The 22,383-nt window shown below is 58.6% G+C and carries 23 protein-coding genes and 1 pseudogene; 18 read left to right on the top strand and 6 right to left on the bottom strand.

From position 1 onward, the window contains the following. The first annotated feature begins 10 nt into the window (after nt 1-10). The 7 genes and pseudogenes from ACR0IM_RS07680 to rpsD all read left to right on the top strand — a co-directional run bounded on the left by ACR0IM_RS07680 (nt 11) and on the right by rpsD (nt 4,184). Nucleotides 11-397, top strand: a complete 387-nt coding sequence (locus ACR0IM_RS07680) for a VOC family protein (RefSeq protein WP_480590355.1) — start codon at nt 11-13, stop codon at nt 395-397. Between the two features lie 24 nt (nt 398-421). Further along, complete coding sequence (locus tag ACR0IM_RS07675; RefSeq protein WP_480590352.1) at nt 422-820, top strand: MAPEG family protein; 399 nt, start codon at nt 422-424, stop codon at nt 818-820. Beyond that, entirely contained in the window at nt 820-1,164 is a 345-nt protein-coding gene (locus tag ACR0IM_RS07670; protein WP_480681362.1) for a TfoX/Sxy family protein, read from the top strand. Before ACR0IM_RS07675 ends, ACR0IM_RS07670 begins: the two co-directional genes overlap by 1 nt. 12 nt (nt 1,165-1,176) lie before the next feature. Then, nucleotides 1,177-1,836 carry a DUF2461 domain-containing protein gene (locus ACR0IM_RS07665; protein WP_480681361.1) on the top strand — a complete coding sequence of 220 codons (660 nt, stop codon included), beginning with the start codon at nt 1,177-1,179 and terminating at the stop codon, nt 1,834-1,836. Between the two features lie 186 nt (nt 1,837-2,022). Next, nucleotides 2,023-2,742 (top strand): annotated as a pseudogene (locus ACR0IM_RS07660) (LysR substrate-binding domain-containing protein). Nucleotides 2,743-2,860: 118 nt separating this feature from the next. Next, the gene (locus ACR0IM_RS07655; RefSeq protein WP_480681360.1) at nt 2,861-3,370 is read left to right on the top strand and encodes a hypothetical protein; all 510 of its coding nucleotides are present in this window, start codon (nt 2,861-2,863) and stop codon (nt 3,368-3,370) included. 193 nt (nt 3,371-3,563) lie between these two features. Then, complete coding sequence (gene rpsD / locus ACR0IM_RS07650; protein ID WP_170332083.1) at nt 3,564-4,184, top strand: 30S ribosomal protein S4; 621 nt, start codon at nt 3,564-3,566, stop codon at nt 4,182-4,184. 59 nt (nt 4,185-4,243) lie between these two features. Here the strand turns inward: rpsD and ACR0IM_RS07645 are convergent, their stop codons facing one another. After that, nucleotides 4,244-4,525, bottom strand: a complete 282-nt coding sequence (locus tag ACR0IM_RS07645) for a DUF1330 domain-containing protein (RefSeq protein ID WP_480641064.1) — start codon at nt 4,523-4,525, stop codon at nt 4,244-4,246. A gap of 94 nt (nt 4,526-4,619) precedes the next feature. Here ACR0IM_RS07645 and ACR0IM_RS07640 point away from each other — a divergent pair, with 94 nt between their 5' ends. Then, nucleotides 4,620-5,492, top strand: a complete 873-nt coding sequence (locus tag ACR0IM_RS07640; RefSeq protein ID WP_480681359.1) for a LysR family transcriptional regulator — start codon at nt 4,620-4,622, stop codon at nt 5,490-5,492. On the opposite strand, the gene ACR0IM_RS07635 is transcribed toward ACR0IM_RS07640, so the two are convergent. Beyond that, nucleotides 5,493-5,954, bottom strand: coding sequence for an Lrp/AsnC family transcriptional regulator (locus tag ACR0IM_RS07635; protein WP_480681358.1), 462 nt, complete (start codon nt 5,952-5,954; stop codon nt 5,493-5,495). A 102-nt stretch (nt 5,955-6,056) separates the two neighbouring features. Here ACR0IM_RS07635 and ACR0IM_RS07630 point away from each other — a divergent pair, with 102 nt between their 5' ends. The 4 genes from ACR0IM_RS07630 to ACR0IM_RS07615 all read left to right on the top strand — a co-directional run bounded on the left by ACR0IM_RS07630 (nt 6,057) and on the right by ACR0IM_RS07615 (nt 10,364). Further along, complete coding sequence (locus ACR0IM_RS07630) at nt 6,057-7,472, top strand: aminotransferase class V-fold PLP-dependent enzyme (protein ID WP_480681357.1); 1,416 nt, start codon at nt 6,057-6,059, stop codon at nt 7,470-7,472. 65 nt (nt 7,473-7,537) lie between these two features. Beyond that, nucleotides 7,538-8,623 (top strand): histidinol-phosphate transaminase, encoded by a 1,086-nt coding sequence (gene hisC, locus ACR0IM_RS07625; RefSeq protein ID WP_480681355.1) that lies wholly within the window; start codon nt 7,538-7,540, stop codon nt 8,621-8,623. Beyond that, a complete protein-coding gene (locus ACR0IM_RS07620) occupies nt 8,620-9,540 on the top strand; it encodes a prephenate/arogenate dehydrogenase family protein (protein ID WP_480590329.1) in 921 nt (306 codons plus the stop codon). The genes hisC and ACR0IM_RS07620 overlap by 4 nt, the downstream gene beginning before the upstream one ends. A 20-nt stretch (nt 9,541-9,560) precedes the next feature. After that, nucleotides 9,561-10,364, top strand: coding sequence for an extensin-like domain-containing protein (locus ACR0IM_RS07615; RefSeq protein ID WP_480681354.1), 804 nt, complete (start codon nt 9,561-9,563; stop codon nt 10,362-10,364). Here ACR0IM_RS07615 and ACR0IM_RS07610 read toward each other — a convergent pair. Further along, entirely contained in the window at nt 10,361-11,362 is a 1,002-nt protein-coding gene (locus ACR0IM_RS07610; RefSeq protein ID WP_480681353.1) for a DUF2125 domain-containing protein, read from the bottom strand. The genes ACR0IM_RS07615 and ACR0IM_RS07610 overlap by 4 nt on opposite strands. Before the next feature lie 67 nt (nt 11,363-11,429). On the opposite strand from ACR0IM_RS07610, the gene ACR0IM_RS07605 reads away from it, so the two are divergent. The 3 genes from ACR0IM_RS07605 (at nt 11,430) to ACR0IM_RS07595 (ending at nt 14,850) form a co-directional block, all read left to right on the top strand. Next, nucleotides 11,430-11,960 carry a gamma-glutamylcyclotransferase gene (locus ACR0IM_RS07605; RefSeq protein ID WP_480590320.1) on the top strand — a complete coding sequence of 177 codons (531 nt, stop codon included), beginning with the start codon at nt 11,430-11,432 and terminating at the stop codon, nt 11,958-11,960. Nucleotides 11,961-12,030: 70 nt separating this feature from the next. After that, the gene (locus tag ACR0IM_RS07600; RefSeq protein ID WP_480590317.1) at nt 12,031-13,209 is read left to right on the top strand and encodes a biopolymer transporter ExbB; all 1,179 of its coding nucleotides are present in this window, start codon (nt 12,031-12,033) and stop codon (nt 13,207-13,209) included. A gap of 3 nt (nt 13,210-13,212) precedes the next feature. Continuing rightward, the gene (locus tag ACR0IM_RS07595) at nt 13,213-14,850 is read left to right on the top strand and encodes a peptidoglycan -binding protein (RefSeq protein WP_480681352.1); all 1,638 of its coding nucleotides are present in this window, start codon (nt 13,213-13,215) and stop codon (nt 14,848-14,850) included. A 30-nt stretch (nt 14,851-14,880) separates the two neighbouring features. On the opposite strand, the gene ACR0IM_RS07590 is transcribed toward ACR0IM_RS07595, so the two are convergent. From ACR0IM_RS07590 to gloB, 3 genes are all read right to left on the bottom strand, one after another. After that, on the bottom strand, nt 14,881-15,768 hold the full coding sequence (locus ACR0IM_RS07590; RefSeq protein WP_480641057.1) for a YHYH protein: 888 nt from the start codon (nt 15,766-15,768) through the stop codon (nt 14,881-14,883). Nucleotides 15,769-15,925: 157 nt separating this feature from the next. After that, entirely contained in the window at nt 15,926-18,250 is a 2,325-nt protein-coding gene (gene clpA / locus ACR0IM_RS07585; protein ID WP_480590311.1) for an ATP-dependent Clp protease ATP-binding subunit ClpA, read from the bottom strand. Between the two features lie 166 nt (nt 18,251-18,416). Further along, a complete protein-coding gene (gloB, locus tag ACR0IM_RS07580) occupies nt 18,417-19,184 on the bottom strand; it encodes a hydroxyacylglutathione hydrolase (RefSeq protein ID WP_480681351.1) in 768 nt (255 codons plus the stop codon). Nucleotides 19,185-19,245: 61 nt separating this feature from the next. Between gloB and ACR0IM_RS07575 the strand changes: the two genes are divergently transcribed. From ACR0IM_RS07575 to atpA, 3 genes are all read left to right on the top strand, one after another. Further along, on the top strand, nt 19,246-19,980 hold the full coding sequence (locus ACR0IM_RS07575) for a methyltransferase domain-containing protein (RefSeq protein WP_480590306.1): 735 nt from the start codon (nt 19,246-19,248) through the stop codon (nt 19,978-19,980). A 303-nt stretch (nt 19,981-20,283) separates the two neighbouring features. Next, on the top strand, nt 20,284-20,844 hold the full coding sequence (locus ACR0IM_RS07570; protein WP_480590304.1) for a F0F1 ATP synthase subunit delta: 561 nt from the start codon (nt 20,284-20,286) through the stop codon (nt 20,842-20,844). After that, nucleotides 20,845-22,383, top strand: a complete 1,539-nt coding sequence (gene atpA / locus ACR0IM_RS07565; RefSeq protein WP_480590301.1) for a F0F1 ATP synthase subunit alpha — start codon at nt 20,845-20,847, stop codon at nt 22,381-22,383. It begins immediately after the preceding gene.

The raw sequence follows: 22,383 nt of genomic DNA, 5'->3' as shown, positions 1-22,383 counted from the left end.
GGAGAAACACATGAGTATTCTTGAGATGACCACCGTCGGAAACTCCGGCTGGATCGGACATTCCGGCCCTGATCAGGGCAAAGCCAAGGCGTTCTATCAAGAGGTGCTGGGCTGGACGATCAAAGACATGCCCATGCAGGACGGGTCGAGCTATTCTGCTGCTGTCGTGGGGGAAACCGCTATCGGTGGGTTTTCTCCGATGCCCGAGGATCAGGGAAGTTGGACGATCTTTTTTACCGTGGCTGATGTGGATGCCAGCGTCGCCAAAGCCCAAGCCAAGGGCGCCACGATCACTCAGCCTGCGATGGATGTGCTGGGGGTCGGCCGTATGGCCACGCTGACTGACCCGCAGGGAGCACGGTTTGCGCTGATCACCTATGAAAGCATGGCGATTTAGGTTCGACCAGACAGGAGACATCAAATGGAACAGGTTCCCCAAATCGCGCTGGCTGTCACAGCCATTTTTGTTTTGATGAGCATTCCGATGGCGATTGCCGTAGGTGTGCGGCGTACCAGAACCGGGATCCCTTTGCTGCATGGAGAAGATGAGAGCCTGCTGCGGCTGATGCGGGCGCATGGCAATTTTATCGAATATGTGCCGCTTGCCCTGCTGGCGCTGGCGGGGGCAGAGATCGCGGGAACCCCATCCTGGTTGGTCGCGGCCTGCGGTGGCATACTGCTGCTGGCCCGTCTTGTCCACTATTTCAGCCTGAGCGCCTCGGTGGATGGTCAGGGGCGTTCGGTTGGCGCGGCGCTGACGACACTGACCATGCTGGTGCTGGCGCTGGCGATCCTCTGGCACCTTTGGGCTGCCAATTGATGTCGGTGGATGAAGCCCTCAACGCCCGCATGCGAGAGGCATTGACCGCGCATGTGGGCATTTCCGAAAAGCCGATGATGGGCGGCCTGTGTTTCTTTTTGAACGGCAACATGCTGTGCGGAGCGCGGCGGCACAAGGACGGCGTGGGCCGGTTCATGTTCCGCGTCGGTAAAGTGAACGAGCCCACCGCATTGCAGAACGTCACCGCCCGTGCCGTGATCCACGGAACCCGTAAGCTGGGTGGTTTTGTGAACGTTGACGAAACAGATTGCGATGATGCCGCTTTACTGCGTTGGCTGCACCTTTGCCTTGAGCACGCCGCAGCGCTGCCGAAGAAAGACTGAACGGAGGACTCCATGGCTCAATTTGACTGTTTCTCGCCTGAGGCACTTGGCTTCCTGCAAGGTCTGAAGGCCAACAATACTAAAGATTGGTTTGCGGCGAACAAAGCGACTTATGAAACCCACCTGAAGGCACCCAGCAAGCTTTTCGCTGACGACTTGGCGTTGGTCTTGCGTGACCTAACCGGTCAGGATCACGGCAGCAAGATCTTTCGGATTTATCGCGATGTTCGGTTTTCCAAAGACAAGACACCCTATAACGCGCATTTGCACCTTGCGTTCATGCCGACAGGGCAGGGGGTTCAGCCGCCGATGTGGTTCTTTGGGCTATCCCCGGAAAAGCTGTCCCTCGGATGCGGGGTTTTTCAGTATGGCAAAGCGGCGTTGGATGCCTTCCGCGATGCGATGGCAGGCCCATTGGGAGCAGAGTTGATCCAGACCACGACAGAGTTCCGAGAACGCGGGTTCCGGATTGGTGATCCGGAATTGAAACGCGTTCCGTCCGGAATTGACAAGGATCATCCCCATCAGGAGGCGCTGCGGCGCAAAGGCTTCGCGGTTTGGGTGGACGCTGAGACTCCTGCCTTTGTTCTTGAGCCGAACCTGACAGAAAGAACAAACGCAGTGTTCGCCGAACTCTTGCCGGTGTTTCGCCTGCTTTCCCGGATCAAGTGACCCCAATTTTGCGAATGCAGCGAATGGCGTCTTTGTCAGGCCGCATTGCGGTGAAAGTATAATTCGGCAAAAGTCGGCTTTGGGCCGTAGGCGATTGCCGCTAAGTAGCGCATGGGCTTGCGGACTTGGCAATAACGCGCTGTACTACTTTGTGGTGCTCTCCCCGAGCAATACGAGACCAACTGTTTGCGCTCTAGCCCGAACCTTCCTCTGCTTCTACCGCAAAGCCCGGTCAGTCATCACATTAGGCAGTTTGAAACGATGCTCGGAACGCCGCTTTTCGCACGGCATGCCCGCAGCATCTCTTTGACACCTAAAGGAAAGCGTTGTCTCGTCGAAATTAACGCCGCATTCCGTACGATCACGGATGCGACTGCGGAGTTTCGGGCTGAGGCAGGACGGGAGACGCTTCGCGTAACGGCGCTGCCGTCCTTCTGCTCAATGTGGCTCATGTCGCGTCTTACCTCTTTTGCTGTTGTTCATCCAGGGATTGAAATTGACCTCGACCCGACACTTGAGATTGTCAGCTGTGCTCGCGCCGAGGCTGATCTGGGCGTGAGGTTCGGAACCGGCCCTTGGAAGGGTGTGGACGCCCGACTGCTGCATGTCGAAAAGATTGCTCCCGTAGCAAATTACAAGCGAACCCTCACGCTCACAGACCTGTCTGACGAAAAACTCCTTACGAGCCTTAAGGAGTAGGAATGGCAGTCTTGGGCGGGGTCGCGCGGAATAGATATTGCGGGTGCGAAACGGATGCAGCTCAACGACTATAATGTGGTGATCCAAGCCGCAATCAATGGCGGAGGTGTGGCGATCGGTCGTCAATTACTCGTTGAAACATTCGTGGGTGAAGGTCGGCTAATTTGGCTCGCAAAACCGGAGTGTGTTTTTCGCCTAGAACAATGATCGATTCGCTTAAGTAAAAATTTCGTTAATGTTGCGTTAACGTCTCTTTTCCGCCTCATTTTGCGTTGATAAGAGAAGCCTAGTCAGTAGTGAAATGTTGAAGGTGCAGGCGGGTACAATGAGAGCCGGAGAAAACGGTCGAACGGCAGTATTTTGGAGTCAGACGGAAATCGATGGACTTGAGGCGGCGCCTTTGTCCTTTCTGTCTATCGGAGCCGCGTGGTCATGGCGCGGACAGACGCGACACCTGGTTGAGACGGCCGAACACGCGCTGGAATGGACCGGACATGCCCGCGGCAGTGCAGCTGCAACTCTTGATCGTTGTGCTCAAGTCGAAAACCTGCCGGACGAAGCAAACGGGCTGCTTGTTCTGACCAACGGCGCACAAACATTCACAGCAGCCTTGTTCCCTGTAGCCGGAGAATCGGTTCCGATGCTGGTTTTCGAAGGCGATTGCCCCGAGCGGGAACAGGATTTCTGGATCAGTGAAATTGCTGAAAGCGGACATCAAAGCCGCACTTCCTCCGGGATGGCGAACACCGTTGTCGCGTTTCCGGTCCGGTCAAGGCAGGATGTGGATGAGGCCGACCTTCGGGTTGCGGTTTCCGCCGGGCGCAGGGCCGAATAGTTCTCAGTTTTTTTCGGAAAATCCGTTGCTGCACAGTGGGGCGTGTTGACTCTGCTGGTTTCGCGGATATAAGCGCGGCTTCATTGGTGTTGGTGGCCCCCGCAAGGGGATGCCTGTCATGGGGGAAACCTCAAGAGGACAACGCCCTTCATAGTGGCCCGCAGGGCCTCGACCGAAACGAAGGAGATCAGCCGTGACCAAACGCACGTCTGCCAAGTACAAAATCGACCGCCGGATGGGCGAAAACATCTGGGGCCGTCCGAAATCCCCAATCAACCGCCGTGAATATGGTCCCGGCCAGCACGGTCAGCGCCGCAAGGGTAAACTGTCGGACTTCGGTCTGCAGTTGCGCGCCAAGCAGAAGCTGAAAGGCTACTACGGCGACCTGACCGAGAAGCAGTTCCGCCGCATCTACGCAGAGGCCGAGCGTGTCAAAGGCGACACCGGTGAAAACCTGATCGGTCTGCTGGAGCGCCGCCTGGACGCCGTTGTCTACCGCGCCAAGTTCGTGCCGACCGTCTTCGCTGCACGTCAGTTCGTGAACCACGGCCACGTCAAAGTGAACGGCAAGCGGGTCAACATCCCGTCTTACCGCGTCAAAGAAGGCGACGTGATCGAAGTACGTGACAAATCCAAGCAACTGGCTGTCGTTCTGGAAGCTGTCGGCTTGGCCGAGCGTGATGTTCCTGACTACATCGACGCCGACCACTCGAAAATGACCGCGACTTTCGTGCGTGCACCGGGCCTGAGCGATGTGCCTTACCCGGTCATGATGGAACCGAACCTGGTTGTCGAATTCTACGCGAAGAACTAATCTTCGCTGATCCGACTGGAATTCAGAGCCGCACTGAGAAGTGCGGCTCTTTTTTGTTTTCACCCAAGCAAAACGATGTCCGATGCACCGGTGCTGCGGCGCAGATCATGTAGGTCTTTCAGTTCCGGGTCGTTGATCCAGCCAAGGGCTGCCTCTCTGTCCGGAAAGGACAAAAGGGCGGCAACGTCCGGAAGATCGGGGGTGCCATCCAACGCCGTTGTTTCGGCTGTGGCCTGTTCAACCTTGCCGCCGTGACGGGCCAAGGCAGGGCCCGCCTGTTCGCGATAGGCGGCCAGAGATTCGGGATTATTCACGGTAAGCTTGGCGTATGCGTAGATCATGGTTCTTGTCCTTATTTGTGTAAGGCAAAGCTAGGTCGAGCGGGATACTGCGAAAACGCGTGCGATTGCATCCTATACATGCGAATTTGCATGCATGGAGATTCACTGGGATGATTATCGGGCGGTGTTGGCAGTTGTGCGTCGGCGGACCTTGTCTGCAGCGGCCAATGAACTGGGCGTAAACTACACTACAGTTGCACGTCGCATTGTACGGGCCGAAGCGGCAACGGGGGAGATCTTGTTCGAACGTTTGGCCGATGGGTATCGGCCAACCGAGGCCGGACAATTGGTTGCCCGGCATGCGGCCGAGATGGAAAGCGCTGAGCACGCGATGCTGCGCGGGCTTACTGGGCGGGACGAAACGCTGGAAGGGGAGCTAACCCTGACGGCCCCACAATTGCTGATAGCGCATATGCTTGCGCCAGTGCTGGATTCCTACAGCAGAAAACATCCTTCGGTCACATTTCGGGTCCGTGCGGCAAATGAAATCCTCGACCTCAACAGGCGTGAAGCGGATATCGCCATCCGTATCAGTCGGAACCCCGGCGATACCTTGAAAGGGTTGCGCCTGGCCGAACAGCATGCGGCCAGCTTTGCCACGCCTGAACTGGCCGAGCGAATTGCCAATGACCCGGAGGGCGTTGTGGATTGGCTGGCCTACGAACGCCAGCAGGGCCTGCCAGACCATGTTCGCACGTCACGCCCTGGCTCGCGTATCAAGATGCAGTTTGATGACATGGTTGCTATGGCCGCCGGTGCGCAGGCAGGGTTGGGCGTGGTCAAGATGCCCGTGTTTCTGGGGCGGTCACTGCCGGGACTGGTGCAGGTGCCTGAATTTCAGACGCAACCCTACGCGGATATCTGGATCGTTGCCCATCCGGATGTCTGGCCCTCGGCCAAACTCGAGGCGTTTCGCGCCATTGCCGTTCCATTCTTCCGTGAAAAACGACTGTTGTTCGTGACATGATCAAATCGGCAGCGGGCGGCTTTCGGCGATCGCTTCCATTGCAAAATACGAGGTCACGCTGTCCAGTTCGACTTTTTCGATCAGGCGTTGATAGACCTTGTCATACGAGGCCATATCCTCGGTGACGACTTTCAGCTGATAATCGTAATCACCGCCAATGCGGTGAAAATCGACCACCTCTGGGATAGTCAACACATGGCTGCGAAAGGCTTGCAGCCATTCGGCGGAGTGGTGCCGCGTGCGCAGCATGACGAAAACCACAAGGCTCAACCCCAGTTTCTCGCGCGCGATCCGTGCGGTCGAGCCGGTGATCACCCCATCCTCGTTCAGTGCCTTGAGCCGCCGCCAGCAGGCATTCTGCGACAGCCCGACCCGATCCGCCAGTTCACGCTGAGATAGGGTTGCGTCGGTTTGCAGTTCGCGTAGGATGCGTTTGTCGATATGATCTATTTTTTTCTCCATTATTGATCATATGACACAAAAAACGACAAATCTATCGAAATAAAGGTGATGTTTTCCCACACCTAATCAATCACATTGGAGGGGCAATATGGAGACCACGCCATGACCCTGTCCAAATTTCGCGCAGAAATCCAATCCACCACTCGCAATTCAAACCTGCGCGACGGGCTGATCGGAGAGAATGTTCTGATCCCGGGTCTGCATGGGGACGTACCGCTGGTTTATGCGGATTATGTCGCCTCGGGGCGTGCGCTGCGGCAGGTTGAGGATTTTGTCGCCGAGCAGGTGCTGCCTTTCTATGCCAACAGTCATACCGAGGCCTCCTATTGCGGATCCTACATGACTCGTCTGCGCCGAGAAGCGCGCGCAGAGATTGCCCGCATTGTCGGTGCAAGGGAAGAAGACGCGGTGATCTTCACCGGGTCTGGCGCCACTGCGGGCCTGAACCGGCTGGTCAGCCTGTTGGGTGTGGATGCGGCTGACCGGCCGGTCGTTTTGATCGGGCCATACGAGCATCATTCGAACATATTGCCTTGGCGGGAAAGCAAGGCGCAGGTGATCGAGATTCCCGAAGCCGCCGGGGGTAGCGTTGATCTGGATGCGCTGGAGCGGGCTTTGGTCGAGAACGCCAATTCTGACCTGATTATCGGGTCATTCTCGGCAGCATCGAATGTCACAGGTATCATCACCGAACCGGACCCGATCACCCGGTTGCTAAAAAAACATGGGGCGGTGTCGGTCTGGGATTACGCAGGCGGTGGGCCATACCTGCCGATGAATATGGGGCCTGCGGATGCGCGCAAGGATGCCATCGTTGTTTCACCGCACAAGTTCCCGGGCGGGCCGGGCGCGTCGGGCGTGCTGATCGTCAATCAGACCGGCGTGAAACGCACATGTCCCAGTTGGCCCGGTGGCGGTACGGTCAGTTTCGTCTCACCGTGGCGGCATGATTACAGCGAGGATCTGGCCACCCGCGAAGAGGCCGGAACACCCAACGTGATAGGCGACATCCGTGCGGCGCTGGCCTTCATCGTCAAAGACGTGGTTGGCACCGATGAGATTGCCCGCCGTGAGGCGAAGTACAATCGCATGGCGCGGGAGGGGTGGGGCGACAACCCGAACCTGACCTTACTGGGGACGGAATACTCGCATCGCCTGCCGATCTATTCCTTCCTCGTGCATGATAACTCGGGTCAGCCTGTTCACCAGCAACTGTTCACCCGGATGCTCAGTGATATCTACGGCATTCAGGCGCGGGGCGGTTGTGCCTGTGCCGGGCCGTATGCGCACCGTTTGCTGGGGATCGACCGGGATACGTCGGACGAGTTGCACGCGGCATTGTCTGCCGGGGAAGAGATGAAAAAACCCGGTTGGGTGCGCCTGAACTTCTCGTATCTGATGAGCGAGGAGACGGTTCAGTTCATCATCGACAGCGTCAATGACCTGTCCCGCCGGACTGAGAAATTCGCTCCCTATTACAACGCTGACCCGGCAACCGCCCGCTTCAAAGCGGCGTGACGGAATTGCCGCTTTTCTCAACGCGTTGAGACGGGTATGAGAGGCACCAATCAACGGAGCCTCTTATGAACAAGATCACCCCTCAACCCGGCATTATGGACATCGCGCTCTACCAGGGCGGTCAGTCGCATGTGGCCGGGGTCGAGCATGTGATCAAACTCAGCTCGAACGAAAACCCGTTTGGCCCCAGCCCGAAGGCGATTGAGGCGGTGCGCGACAGTGCCACGACCCTGCATCGCTATCCCAGCACCGACCACGCCAGCTTGCGCGAAGCGATTGGCGCGCGGCACGGGCTGGACCCGGCGCGGCTAATCTGCGGTGTGGGCAGTGACGAGGTGCTGCAATTCGTCGCTCAGGCGTATGCGGGGCCAGGGAATGAGGTCATCTATACCGAGCACGGGTTTTCCATGTACCCGATCATCGCCCGCATGGCCGGTGCGACGCCGGTCATGGTGCCTGAGCGTGACCGTCACGTGGACGTGGACAACATTCTGGCCGCCGTTACCGGGCAAACGCGGATCGTGTTTGTGACCAACCCGGGCAATCCGACCTCGACCATGATCCCCGAGGCGGAGCTTGCGCGGCTGGCTGAGGCGCTGCCGCAAACCTGTCTCATGGTGATCGACGGGGCCTATGCCGAGTTCGTTGACAGTTTTGACGGTGGAGCGTCGCTGGTGGATCGGTTCGAGAACGTGATCATGACGCGGACCTTTTCGAAGGTCTACGGTCTGGGCGGAATGCGTGTCGGTTGGGGATATGCCGCGCAGTCGATCATCGATGTAATGAATCGGGTGCGTCAGCCGTTCAACCTGTCTTTGACGGCTTTGGCGGCAGCCGAAGCGGCGGTGAAGGATATGGAGTTTCTGTCTTTCTGTCAGGCAGAAAACGCGCGCCTGCGGGTGTGGATGTCGGCGGAATTGGACAAGATCGGAGTACCGTCGGATGCGTCTTGCACCAACTTTATCCTCGCCCGTTTTGCTGATCGGGCCGAAGCCGAGGCCTGTGACGATTACCTGAAGACCCAAGGCCTGATCGTCCGTCGCGTGGCGGGGTACAACCTACCCAACGCCCTGCGGATCACCGTTGGCGACGAAGAGGCCTGCCGCCGTGTCGTTGCAGCCATCACTGCGTTCAAAGGGGGGGCCGCATGAGTCAGGTTTACGATCGCGTCGCTCTGATCGGGCTGGGCCTCATTGCGTCGTCCATGTTTTGGGCCATCAAACGCTCGGGCCTCGCGGGTGAGGTCATCGGCTATGCTCGGTCCCAGGCCACCCGAGACACTGCGCGCCGGATTGGTCTGTGTGACCGCGTTTGTGATACCGCGCAAGAGGCGGTTGAGGGCGCGGATCTTGTCGTGCTCTGTGTCCCCGTAGGTGCGATGGGCGCTGTGGCGGCAGATATTGCTCCGGTCCTGAAGCCGGGCGCGACTGTGACGGACGTTGGATCGGTCAAGCGTCACGTCATTGAAGCGGTATCGCCACATATCCCGGAGGGTGTACATTTCATCCCTGCGCACCCTCTGGCAGGGACCGAACACTCTGGCCCGGAAGCCGGATTTGCTGAGTTGTTCGACAATCGCTGGTGTCTGCTGGTTCCCGTCGAAGGCTCAGATACGGATGCGATCGTTCGTTTGCGGGCACTGTGGGAAGGCATGGGCGCGAATGTCGATGAGATGGACGCAGATCACCACGATCTGGTTCTGGCGGTCACGTCTCACGCGCCACACCTGATTGCCTACACGATGGTGGGTGTCGCCGATGACCTGCGCCGTGTGACCGATACCGAGGTCATCAAGTATTCCGCCGCCGGTTTCCGGGACTTCACGCGGATCGCGGCCTCGGACCCGACAATGTGGCGCGATGTGTTCCTGACCAACAAGGATGCAACGCTGGAAATCCTTGGGCGCTTTACTGAGGAGCTTTTTGCCTTGCAGCGTGCCATCCGGACCGGTGATGGTGAACACTTGTTCGACTATTTCACCCGCACCCGCGCGATCCGGCGCGGGATCATCGACGCCGGACAGGATACGGATGCGCCGGACTTCGGACGAGGCAAAGCAAGCTCATGAGACGCAGCTGGAGGTTTCTGATGATTGGATGCGTGGCGGTCAGCGCCACATGGTCCAACGCGGCGCCTCTGGAACAGTCACTGGTTCCAGTCACGCGACCATCCGAGGCCCAAGTGCTGGCCTTTGCCAGCCCGGTACCCGGTGATATCCGCCCCAAACTGAGACCTGAATCACAAATCACTCTGGCCGCAGCCGCTCCGCAGGCGGGTGTAACGGCGTTGGGGCAAACTTCGCCAATCCGACCGCTCCTGCGACCGGAAGCCCTGGAGCTTGAAGTGCTGTTCAAGAAACGCAAGCTGCGCAAAACCTCGGTGTGCGGGGACATCGACATTCAGGGAAAGCCGGTGGGCAACGTTCCGGGGCGGAACAAGGCGTGTGGTATCAAGGATGCCGTACAGGTCACCTCGGTTTCGGGCGTGTCGCTTAGCCGCCCATCGACGATGGATTGCGGCACCGCCATTGCGTTGAACAAATGGGTCGACAAAACCGTCAAGCCCACGTTCAAACGGCGCGGGCCGGTGGTCGAGCTTAAGGTCGCGGCGCATTATGCTTGCCGGACCCGCAACAATCGCAAAGGCGCGAAGATATCCGAACATGGCAAGGGTCGGGCGATCGACATCTCGGGCTTTAAGATGGCCGACGGCGAAGTGGTGACGGTCCTGAACGGCTGGCGCAAGAACCCGTCAAAGCGGCAGTTGACCAAAGTCTGGCGGGGGGCGTGTGGGCCGTTTGGCACCGTGTTGGGACCAAACGCGGATCGCTATCACCGGGATCATTTCCACCTGGACACGGCACGCCATCGCAGGGGCCCGTACTGTCGTTAACGCAGGATTAGGCGCGGAGCGGGGCCGAGTGGCAGAGGGCCAAGCGCCACATAGCCATCGCGGAAATTCAGTTGCAAATCCAGAGCGTTGGGATTGCCGCCCAGCCCGGCCATGAAGTTTAGCGCGCGGGTCACCGGATCGACTGCTTGATCAGGCAGGGCGCCTGCCGCATTGGCCATCGCGATCATGTCACGCCAGTTTTCGGCCTTGACCGCAATCTCTCCTGTGGGAATGCCTTGTTGATCGACTTCCAGCTCTCCGGTGGCGAACAGCCGCAGCGCGCCCCACTTCATCTCAGCCAGGCGCAGATCGATCTTCACCGGCTGTGGCCTGCTTTCTTCCAGCGCCGAGCGATCCCAGGTCTTGTCGAACGTCACGGTCATATCCAGCTCCAGCGTCTCGAAAGCCTGAGGCAGGGTTGTGGCCGAGCGCATCAGTTCGCGCAGGTCATCGCCGGGGGTGAAGCCGTCAATCCGGGCGCCGATCACATATGCCTCGGGGGCCGGTGTCTGTTCCATCACGAGGGCAAGCGTATCGCCGCCCGCCAGCGCCTCGGCGTCGTCAGTGATTGACCACGGCCCGGCTGTCAGCGCCATCTTTTCCAGCACCAGTGCGACACCGGGCTGCAATTGCAACTCGGCCTGCAGGTCGCGGGCTTTGATGGTGGCCGTCTGGTCATAGTAGGACAACCGCTGCGGCGTTTCGGCAAAACGCAGCACCTGTCGGCCAGGCCAGATCGCGGGGCTCTGGAATTCGATCCAGTCGGCACTCCAGGCGGTGCCATTGACTGGGTCGGCCAGCGCAGGGCTGCTCAGGCGGGTCATGTGGTGGAACGGATAACCGGCGGTTTCAACATCGGCAAACTCGGCCTGCCAACCTCGTTCCTGCTGTTTGTCGAACCATGTCGTGATTGCATTGCGCAGACCGAAACCGGCGATGAACCAATAGGCGCTCCACGCGACAATGATGAAAATGATAACCCGCACCAGACCGCGCATGACAGATGGCCCTTTTTCCCGCCTCGGAATTGATGTTTATAGGCGCAAACGGGCAAGGACCAGTGCTATGACGATGTGGGTTTTCGGATATGGATCGCTGTTGTGGAATCCGGGCTTTCCGGTGGCCCGAAGAGAGCGCGCCACGCTGCACGGCTATGCCCGATCCTTCTGCATGAGTTCGATCCATCACCGCGGCACCGAGGACCATCCCGGCCTCGTTCTGGCGCTGGATGAACAGGCCGATGCCCATTGCAAGGGCTTGGCTCTGGCGGTTGAGGTCGGCCACGAAGACCGCACGCTGCACGATCTGCGTGAACGCGAGCTGATCTCATCAGCCTATGTTGAAAAGATGCTGGGTATTCGACTGGACAGCGGTGAGGTGGTGACTGCGGTGACCTACGTGATCGACGCTGACCATGTGCAGTATTGCGGGGGAATGCCGCTGGAAGAGCAAGCGCAGATCATCGCCCAAGCCGTAGGCGGGCGCGGGCCGAATACCGAATATCTGTACAACACAGCCGAACATCTGGCCGAGATCGACCTGCGCGATCCCGATCTTGAGTGGTTGGCGCAACGGGTCCGCGCCATCACCGCATAAACCCTTGGCGTCACCGGTGTGTTTTCGTTAGTTTCAGCGTAGAGCAGGCAAAACACCGGGAACCACGCGCATGGCGCAGGCACATCAGGGCGCGAGACCGCATTTCTCGCAACCCATTCGTCAGATCGTTACGATGCTGGTCGCGATCGCCTTGGCGGGGTTTGGGGTCTTTATGGCACTGCCCTACGTCATGCCGGTGGTTCTAGCCAACCCTTATCTAAATGGATTTATCATACTGGTCTTCGTTATCGGTGTGTTGGCCTGCTTCTATCAGGTGACACAGCTGATCGGTTCAGTTCGCTGGATCGAGGCTTTTGTCGGAGGTGTCGTCCGCGAAGACGCCCGGACGCCACAATTGCTGGCACCGTTGGCGTCGCTGTTGCGTGAAAGGGGCGCGCGGTCGCAGATTAGTTCCACCTCGACACGGTCCATTCTGGACTCGGTGGCCGAGCGGGTAGAAGAAGAGCGCGAGATCACTCGATATATCACCAACGTTCTGATTTACCTTGGCCTTTTGGGTACATTCTTCGGGCTGGCAACTACCGTTCCAGCCATTGTAGACACGATTCGCAGTCTAAATCCGCAAGAGGGTGAAGAGGGGCTAGCAGTATTCAACCGCCTGATGGTCGGATTGGAATCACAGTTGCAGGGTATGGGCGTGGCCTTCGGGTCCTCGCTGCTGGGTCTGGCAGGGTCGCTGATTGTCGGCTTGCTGGAACTGTTCGCAGGCCACGGACAGAACCGGTTCTACCGCGAGCTTGAGGAATGGTTGTCCTCGATCACCCGTGTGGGATTTGCCGCAGGGGACGAAGGCGGCGCTGAACTTGCCGTGCTGGCCCCTGTGCTCGACGCCATGTCCGAACAAATGAACGCGCTACAGGATCTGTTTTCAGCGCAAGAGGCGGACAGCGCGGCGGTATCGACCAAGTTGGGCCAGTTGGCGGACTCGATTGGCGAAATGAACGCACGACAATCCGACAACGATGGCGTAACAGCCGCATTGGAACGCGTGGCTCTTGGGCAAGACGCGCTTTTGGATCACATGCGAGAACAGGGTACTGGCGACGGTATCGATGCCGAAAGCCGGATGCGCCTGCGCTCGATGGACGTGCAGCTGCTGCGGATTCTCGAAGAGATATCTGCCGGGCGGCAAGAGAGTATGAGCGAGCTGCGCAAGGATATTGAACTGTTGGTCAAAGCCCTGACACTGCCCCGAGGCGCCGTGCGTACTGCTCCGGAAGGAGAGTAACCTATGGCCCTGTCCCGCCGCACAGGTCAGCGTTTCCAAGGCTCAGTCTGGCCTGGCTTCGTGGATGCGATCACCGGGCTGTTGATGGTGCTGACCTTTGTGCTGACCATCTTTATGGTTGTGCAATACGTGCTGCGCGAAACCATTTCCGGGCAGGAGGACGAGCTGACAGCATTGTCTGACGAAGTTGCAGCCCTGGCCGGCGCGTTGGGTCTCGAAGAGCGGGAAAACAGCAGGTTGCAAGCGCGGTTAGGGGTGTTGAGCTCTACCCTGACACAGGTCGAGACCGAATTGGTGCAGGCGCAGATTCAACTCACCGACTTTGAGGACCAGGTCGCAGCCCTGTTGCTGGATCAGGCCCGGTCACAAGGTGAAATCGCCGAATTGCAGAGCGAGCAGGATGCATTGAACCTGGCTTTGGCGCAAAGCCGGACCGAGATCGACGAACAGACCGAGGCCGCCCGTCTCGCCGCCGCTCAACGCGAGGCGCTCGAGGCATTGGTAGCCGATTTGGAACAAGCGGACGCGGCGCAGACCACCCGGATTTCCGAACTTGAAGAACAACTGACTACTGAAGAGGCCGCCAGGCTGGCCGAGATCGCTGCTGCCGAAAACCTGCGCACTCGACTGCAGAATGCAGATGCTGAACTGACCGCCATGACCCTTGCGCTGGAAGCGCAGCGCAAGCAAGCCGAGGACACATTGACTCTGCTGGCTGCAGCGCAGGCCGCGAAAGCGGAACTGGAACGCCAGTTTGGCGACCTGAACGCCGAAGACCTGCGGGCCCGACTTGAAGCTGCTCTTGCCGGGCAGACTGAGGCACAGGCCGAGGCACAGGAACAACGCTCATTGGCTGAGGAGCGCGCGGCCCTGCTCGCCGTGGCGCGTGACACGCTGTCGTCCGAGCAGGCGATCTCGGAAAAGGCGCAACGCGAAACCGCGCTGCTGAATCAGCAAATGGCCGCGCTGCGCGAACAGTTGGGCGGGCTGCAGGCACTGCTGGACGATTACGAAGAGCGTAACGCTGCTGCTGACATCCGCATCCAGTCGCTGGGGCAGGACCTGAACGCCGCGCTGGCGCGTGCTGCGTCAGAAGAGCGTCGCCGTCGATTGCTGGAAGAAGCCGAACGTACCCGCCTAGAGGCCGAGGCGCAGGACCTTGCCGCGCAGGCTGAGGACCTGCAACGGTATCGCTCGGAATTCTTCGGTCGCCTCCGTGATGTGTTGGGTGATGAAGAAGGCGTTCGGATCGAAGGCGATCGCTTCGTGTTTTCCTCCGAGGTGCTGTTCGATACCGGTTCGGCCATTCTGTCTCCGATCGGTCAGCAAGAGGTTGCCAAGGTGGCCGCTATCCTGCGCAGTGTGGCTGCGGAAATTCCAGAAGGCCTGAACTGGGTAATCCGGGTGGATGGCCACACGGACAATGTGCCTTTGGCCGGGACGGGGCGTTACCGCGACAACTGGGAACTCAGCCAAGGGCGGGCGCTGTCGGTTGTGCGCTACATGGTCGATGCGCTGGGTATTCCGCCAAACCGCCTGGCCGCCAATGGGTTTGGACAGTTCCAACCCGTCAATCCCGCTGATACCCCAGAAGCCCGGGCGCAGAACCGTCGGATTGAGTTGAAGTTGACCGAGCGGTAGATCCGCGACCTAATGCCGGCATTCGGTCAGTTAGGGTCGCCCAATGCGGAAGCTACCGTCAGGTGTGCCGGCAAAGCATCTGGGAACTACCGGATAGTCCTCGGTCAGGAAGTATGCGTATGTGCCCGATGGGTATTCAGGCGATGTCGTGAAGGCGCCATTGCATACATCCAGATTTCCGGTTCCCGATGCGTACACAAAATCCTCGTTGAAGGTGCCATCGTGTTTTCCATCTGGCGCCCGTCCGCCCGGACGATTGCCGTTTTTCAACCTGTAGGACGAAGTCATTTCAGTCACCTTCCCGTCCACTACCCCCGTCATCGCATAAATCGGGAATCCGTCCGCGGCGTATCCAATTAATGGAGAGTGACGAGCTGGAGTGTAATCCAGCAGCTCGATCAGTCCGGTTGGAACCCCGTGATAGTGGTACTTGCCGTTGGGCTGAACATGCGCGAAGTTCTCGTCAAGTCCCAGCGCGACCGCTCCACCCAGGGCGTTGTAAGACCAACCCGAACGTGGATCGCCATGCCAGAATTCAGCGGCGAGCGGGTCAAATACCACACCGTTCAAGGACACGCCAAAATTCCAGCCCAATTTCAACGGAGTTAAGGAACCCGTCGATTTGGGATTTGCAGGGATCTTCAGTTTGACCTTTTGTTCGGCTATCCGGTGCGGGTTGCCTCGGTTCGGGAACTGTCCAACAAGATGATCAGGAATCCCATTGGCCGAGACACGCGTCGAGTTGCGCCCTTCATCGATATCGACCTGACTGACCCCTGGGTCGTGAGTTGCAGCTTGCAGGGTCAGCGGCCTTGTTTCCGTCTCATCGTGGTAGCGAAACCTGTGCTGAGCGGTTGCGATGGCGGCGGCGGAAGTAATGGCGAAGGCAACGCTCCAAACGACGATGGTTTTGGTCATCATAATCCCCTTGTCGGATTAACTGTGAAGTTAAAACGAGTGGGCGGAGTGTTTCCGTCGGGAAGCCAGGACTAAAACACCGACTGAGCAAAAATGAAAACGCCCGGTTGAAGGACTAACCGGGCGTTTTGCTGCTGATATAGTCGTCGGTTTGACGTTAGTCCGCCGTCAGCAGTGGCGGTTTGTCGCCCGGAATGCGCGGCTGATCCGGGCCGAAGATTTCCAGGTTCAACTCGCCTTTCTTGACCGAGACACGGACCACACCGCCCTTGGCCAGCTTGCCGAACAGCAGTTCCTCGGCCAGGGGCTTCTTGATGTGCTCCTGGATCACGCGGCCCAGCGGACGCGCGCCCATTTTGTCGTCATAGCCCTTATCGGCCAGCCATTCGGCGGCCTTGGGCGTCAGGTCGATGGTTACGTTGCGGTCCAGCAGTTGCGCTTCAAGTTGCAGCACGAACTTCTCGACGACCTGCAGGATGACCTCTTTCGGCAGCGGTGCGAAGGAGATCACGGCATCCAAGCGGTTGCGGAATTCAGGTGTGAACATGCGCTCGATCGCGGCGGTGTCTTCACCTTCGCGACGATCGCGCCCGAAACCGATGGCGGCCTTGGCCTGTTCCTGCGCGCCCGCGTTCGAGGTCATGATCAGAACCACGTTGCGGAAATTCACTGTGCGGCCGTTGTGATCGGTCAACTCACCGTGGTCCATCACCTGCAACAGAATGTTGAACACATCCGGATGCGCTTTCTCGATCTCATCCAGCAACAATACGCAATGCGGATGCTGGTCGACGCCGTCGGTTAGCAGACCGCCCTGATCAAAACCGACATAGCCCGGAGGCGCACCGATCAGACGGGAAACTGCGTGTTTCTCCATGTACTCGGACATGTCGAAGCGCAGCAGTTCCACACCCAGCGTATCCGCCAACTGTTTCGCAACCTCGGTTTTACCCACACCGGTCGGACCGGCAAACAGATAGTTACCGATAGGCTTTTCAGGTTCCCGGAGACCGGCGCGGGCCAGTTTGATCGCACTGGACAGCGCCACGATGGCGTCATCCTGACCGAACACGACACGTTTCAAGGATGCTTCGAGGTCTTTCAGAACCTCGGCATCGTCTTTGGTGACGTTCTTCGGTGGGATGCGGGCGATCTTGGCGACAACGGCCTCAATCTCTTTCACGCCAATGGTCTTGCGACGCTTGCTTTCCGCAACCAGATGCTGTGCGGCACCGGCCTCGTCGATCACGTCGATAGCCTTGTCAGGCAGTTTGCGGTCATTGATGTAACGCGCTGAGAGTTCAACGGCGGTCTTGATCGCGTCCGCGGTGTATTTGATCTCGTGATGTTCTTCGAAATAGGGTTTCAGACCGCGCAGGATTTTCACGCTGTCCTCGACCGAAGGCTCGTTCACGTCGATCTTCTGGAACCGGCGGCTAAGCGCGCGGTCTTTTTCGAAGTGCTGGCGGAACTCTTTGTATGTGGTCGAGCCCATTGTGCGCAGCTTGCCGCCCTGCAGCGCAGGTTTCAGCAGGTTGGACGCATCCATTGCGCCACCCGAGGTGGCGCCGGCGCCGATCACAGTGTGAATCTCGTCGATGAACAGCACCGCGTCGGGGTGATCTTCCAACTCGGTGACGACCGCCTTGAGTCGTTCTTCGAAATCACCGCGATAGCGGGTGCCCGCAAGCAGCGCGCCCATGTCCAGCGAAAAGATAGTGGTGTTGGCCAGCACATCGGGTGCCTCGCCCGCGACGATTTTGTGCGCCAATCCTTCGGCGATGGCGGTTTTGCCTACGCCCGGATCACCCACCAGCAGCGGGTTGTTCTTGCGGCGACGGCAGAGAACCTGAATGCAGCGTTCAACCTCATCGGCGCGCCCGATCAGCGGGTCTACATCGCCCGCCCGTGATTTGGCGTTCAGATCAATGCAGTATTTTCCAAGCGCGCTCTCTTTCTGGTCGCCTTCGCCTGCGGTGGACTGAACCTCTTCCTCGACCTGATCGGCGCCTGAAACCGAGCGGTTTTCGCCATACGCAGGGTCTTTGGCCACACCATGCGCGATGAAGTTCACCGCATCATAGCGGGTCATGTCCTGTTCCTGCAGGAAATAAGCTGCGTTGCTTTCGCGTTCGGCAAAGATAGCGACCAGGACGTTGGCGCCGGTCACTTCGGTTCGGCCCGAGCTTTGAACGTGGATCGCGGCGCGTTGGATCACCCGTTGGAACGCGGCCGTTGGTACGGCTTCGGAGCCGTCGATATCTGTGACCAGATTGGACAGGTCTTCGTCAATGAATTCGACCAGAGTGCTGCGCAGTTCATCCAGATCGACGCTGCAGGCTTTCATGACGCGGATGGCATCAGGTTCCTCCAGCAGCGCCAGCAGCAGATGCTCCAGCGTTGCGAATTCATGTCGCCGCTCATTCGCAGCCGCCAGGGCCGCGTGAATGGCTTGTTCTAATGTGCTCGAGAATGAAGGCACGCGGGTGCTCCTCTGTCTTGGGTCGAAGGGGGGCGTCTATGGCCCCGATCCAACCATGTCCTCATACTATTAGAGTTTGGTTGATCGTGGCCCGGCTTCAAGGGTTTTCTTTCTCTTGACAGTCACATTTAACGTGACCGTGTCCGAGAAGAGAGCGAAATATGCACTAGAAGCGGTCCTTTCTAGCCCGGATTTCGGCAAAAACCTCAGCGGCGTCGCCATTTTCCATCCCCAAATGCGCCTGAATCGCCGGATCAGTGGCGCGCAGAAACGGGTTTGTGGCCTTTTCCAGCGCCAGGGTCGACGGAACAGTGGGTTGTCCTGCTGCGCGGGCAGCATCAATATCAGCTTTGCGTTGCTGCAGTGCGGCATTGTCCGGGTCGACGGTGACAGCGAATTTCGCGTTGGATTGAGTATATTCGTGACCAGAGCAAACGAGAGTGTCGCCGGGCAGGGTGGCCAGTTTGCTGAGGGACGCCCACATTTGCGGTGCAGTCCCCTCGAACAGGCGGCCGCAGCCAAGGGCCATCAGGCTGTCAGCGGTGAAAACCACAGAGCTAATCGGCATATGATAGGCTACATGCCCGATGGTGTGGCCGGAAACGTCCAGGACCTGAACCGGTTCGCCTCCGATCTCGAAAGTATCGCCGTCCGAGACCTGCTGGTCCAGCGGGGGCAGGCGATGGGCGTCGGCAGCTGCGCCAACAACCTTGGCTGGGTGGTTTTCCAGAATTGCGGGTAGACCATCCACGTGGTCGAAATGGTGGTGCGTCAGCAGCACATGGCTGAGCTTCCAGCCGCGCCTGTCCAATTCGCCCAGAATTGGGCCGGATTCGGGTGCGTCAATAAGGGCGGTCTGGCCACTGGCAGCGTCATGCGCCAGAAAAGCGTAGTTATCGCTGAGACATGGGATGGTGACGATCTCAAGAGGCATGGCCTTTTGCCCTTTCGTTGCTAGACTGCGCTCAGCTAAGCCGATTGACCGGGTGTCCGCAATGCATCTTGATGTGCAGGATTTGAGGAACTTCTACTACCGCAGCACATTGGGCCGGGCGGCGCAGGCGGCTATTCGGGGTCGGTTGACCGAGATATGGCCCGAAGCCAAGGGGCAGACTGTGGTGGGCTTCGGCTTCGCGGTGCCCTTGCTGCGCCCCTTTCTGGCCGACGCGCGGCGGGTAATCGGCCTGATGCCTGGGCCACAGGGAGTGATGCCGTGGCCCCCGGGGATGTCCAACGTATCAGTTCTGACCGAGGAAACCATGTGGCCGGTCGAAACCGGCCATGTGGACAAATTGGTGGTGATGCACGGCCTGGAGACTTCGAGCCGTCCCAGTGAACTGCTCGACGAATGCTGGCGCGTTCTGGGCCCGGGTGGGCGCGCTTTGTTCGTTGTGCCGAACCGGGCGGGGTTGTGGTCGCGGACGGACCGGACTCCGTTCGGATTCGGGCGACCGTATTCGGCGTCGCAGCTCGAGAGCCAGTTGAAAGAGCACCATTTTCTTCCTGAAAGCCACTGTTCCGCCCTGTACATGCCGCCGTCCTTCCGCCGGTTCTGGCTGAAATCGGGAAGTCTGATCGAGAAAACCGGGCAGCGCTTGCCCACGGTCATGGCCGGTGGTGTTCTGATGGTTGAGGCGACCAAACATATCCGCCCGCCCAGCGGCAGCGTCACAAAGGACACTGAGCGGCGCCCCATCAAGGCACTGGATGGCTTGTTAAAGCCCGCGTGACCGCTCATCCGCCAAAAGAGCGGAAAAAACGCGGGAAAAAAGTCACAGGAATCGCAAAAACTTGCATATTCGTAACATTTTTCACCTGACCTTGGGGGTTCAAACCGTCGCACTTGGTGTAAGATGTTGAAAAGTAATGTTTTGTGGATAATTCCGTTACCGCTATAGTATATTGCTTGGTTGGTTCTGCTCTGCTACATCCCCGGTGATTTTGATCCCCGCCCTACATGGACGGGGTTTCCTCACGCCCCAAGGTAGCGGCCGCTACTCAAAATCGGGGCCTCAAATATCGGAAGGGTGGACGTGTCCGAACCAGCTTCGATTTCCACTGGCATCGCCGAGCGCTATGCCACCGCAATCTTTGAGATTGCGAAAGAGAACAATGACCTTGCAGGTCTGGAATCCGGCATCAATGATCTGGCTGCAGCTTTGGGCGAAAGCGCCGAATTGCGCGACCTGATCGCATCTCCGCTGGTTTCGCGTGCCGAACAAGAAGGCGCAATCACCGCAGTTGCCGACAAGATGGGTTTGCACGCCATCCTGCGCAACACGCTGGGTCTGATGGCGCAAAAGCGCCGCCTGTTTGTCGTTCCGCAACTGGTTCAAGTCCTGCGCGAAATGCTGGCGGACGAGCGTGGCGAAGTGACCGCAGATGTTGCGTCGGCCAAGGCGCTGACCAAGACGCAAATGGAAAAACTGTCCAAGACGCTGTCCGAGCGTGTGGGCAAGACCGTGACAATCAATGCGACCGTTGATGAAAGCCTCATCGGCGGTCTTGTCGTTAAAGTGGGCTCGAAAATGATCGATAGCTCGATCCGTTCGAAGCTGAACTCCCTACAGAATGCAATGAAAGAGGTCGGATAAATGGGAATCCAAGCTGCAGAGATTTCTGCAATCCTGAAGGACCAGATCAAAAATTTTGGTCAGGAAGCCGAAGTGGCCGAGATCGGTCGCGTGCTGAGCGTCGGTGACGGGATTGCCCGTGTATACGGCCTGGACAACGTACAAGCCGGTGAGATGGTCGAATTCCCCGGCGGCATCATGGGCATGGCGTTGAACCTGGAAAGCGACAACGTCGGTGTCGTTATCTTCGGTTCGGACCGTGACATCAAAGAAGGTGACACTGTTAAGCGCACGAACTCGATCGTGGACGTTCCGATCGGTGACGAGCTGCTGGGCCGTGTTGTTGACGGTCTGGGTAACCCGCTGGACGGCAAGGGCCCGATCAACGCAACCAAGCGTGGCGTTGCAGACGTCAAAGCGCCCGGCATCATCCCGCGTAAATCGGTTCACGAACCGATGGCAACCGGCCTGAAATCGGTTGACGCGATGATCCCGATTGGCCGTGGCCAGCGGGAACTTATCATTGGCGACCGTCAGACCGGTAAAACTGCCGTTGCTCTGGACGCGATCCTGAACCAGAAAACCTATAACGACGCAGCAGGCGACGACGAGTCGAAGAAGCTGTACTGTGTCTACGTTGCGATTGGTCAAAAGCGTTCGACCGTTGCGCAGCTGGTGAAGAAACTGGAAGAATCCGGTGCGATCGACTACTCGATCGTTGTGGCCGCAACCGCGTCCGACCCGGCGCCGATGCAGTTCCTGGCACCTTACGCCGCAACTGCAATGGCCGAGTACTTCCGTGACAACGGCCGCCACGCGCTGATCATCTATGATGACCTGTCGAAACAGGCTGTGTCCTATCGTCAGATGTCGCTGCTGCTGCGCCGCCCGCCCGGACGTGAAGCCTATCCTGGTGACGTTTTCTACCTCCACTCGCGGCTGCTTGAGCGCTCGGCGAAGCTGAACGAGGACTTCGGTGCAGGCTCGCTGACTGCTCTGCCGGTTATCGAAACTCAGGGTGGAGACGTTTCGGCGTTTATTCCGACCAACGTGATTTCGATCACCGACGGTCAGATCTTCCTGGAAACCGAACTGTTCTATCAGGGCATCCGTCCTGCTGTGAACACCGGTCTGTCGGTTTCGCGTGTAGGCTCCTCGGCTCAGACCAACTCGATGAAGTCGGTTGCTGGTCCGGTTAAGCTGGAGCTGGCTCAGTATCGCGAAATGGCTGCGTTTGCGCAGTTCGGTTCTGACCTGGACGCCGCGACCCAGCAGCTGCTGAACCGTGGCGCACGTCTGACCGAGCTGATGAAACAGCCGCAGTACTCGCCGCTGACCAACGCTGAAATCGTTTGCGTCATCTTCGCCGGTACCAACGGTTACCTCGACAAGATCGACGTGTCCGATGTAGGCCGTTACGAAGCTGGCCTGCTGGCGCATCTGCGTGGCAAGCACGCGGATCTGCTTCAGTGGATCACGGACGAAGATCCCAAGATCAAGGGCGACGCTTCCGACAAGATCAAGGCTGCGATTGACGAATACGCCGCAACCTTCGCTTAA

It is taken from the genome of Ruegeria sp. BF6 (genome assembly GCF_056538665.1).
Note: the sequence above shows the minus strand (reverse complement) of the source record. Positions and strands in the feature narration are given on the sequence as shown.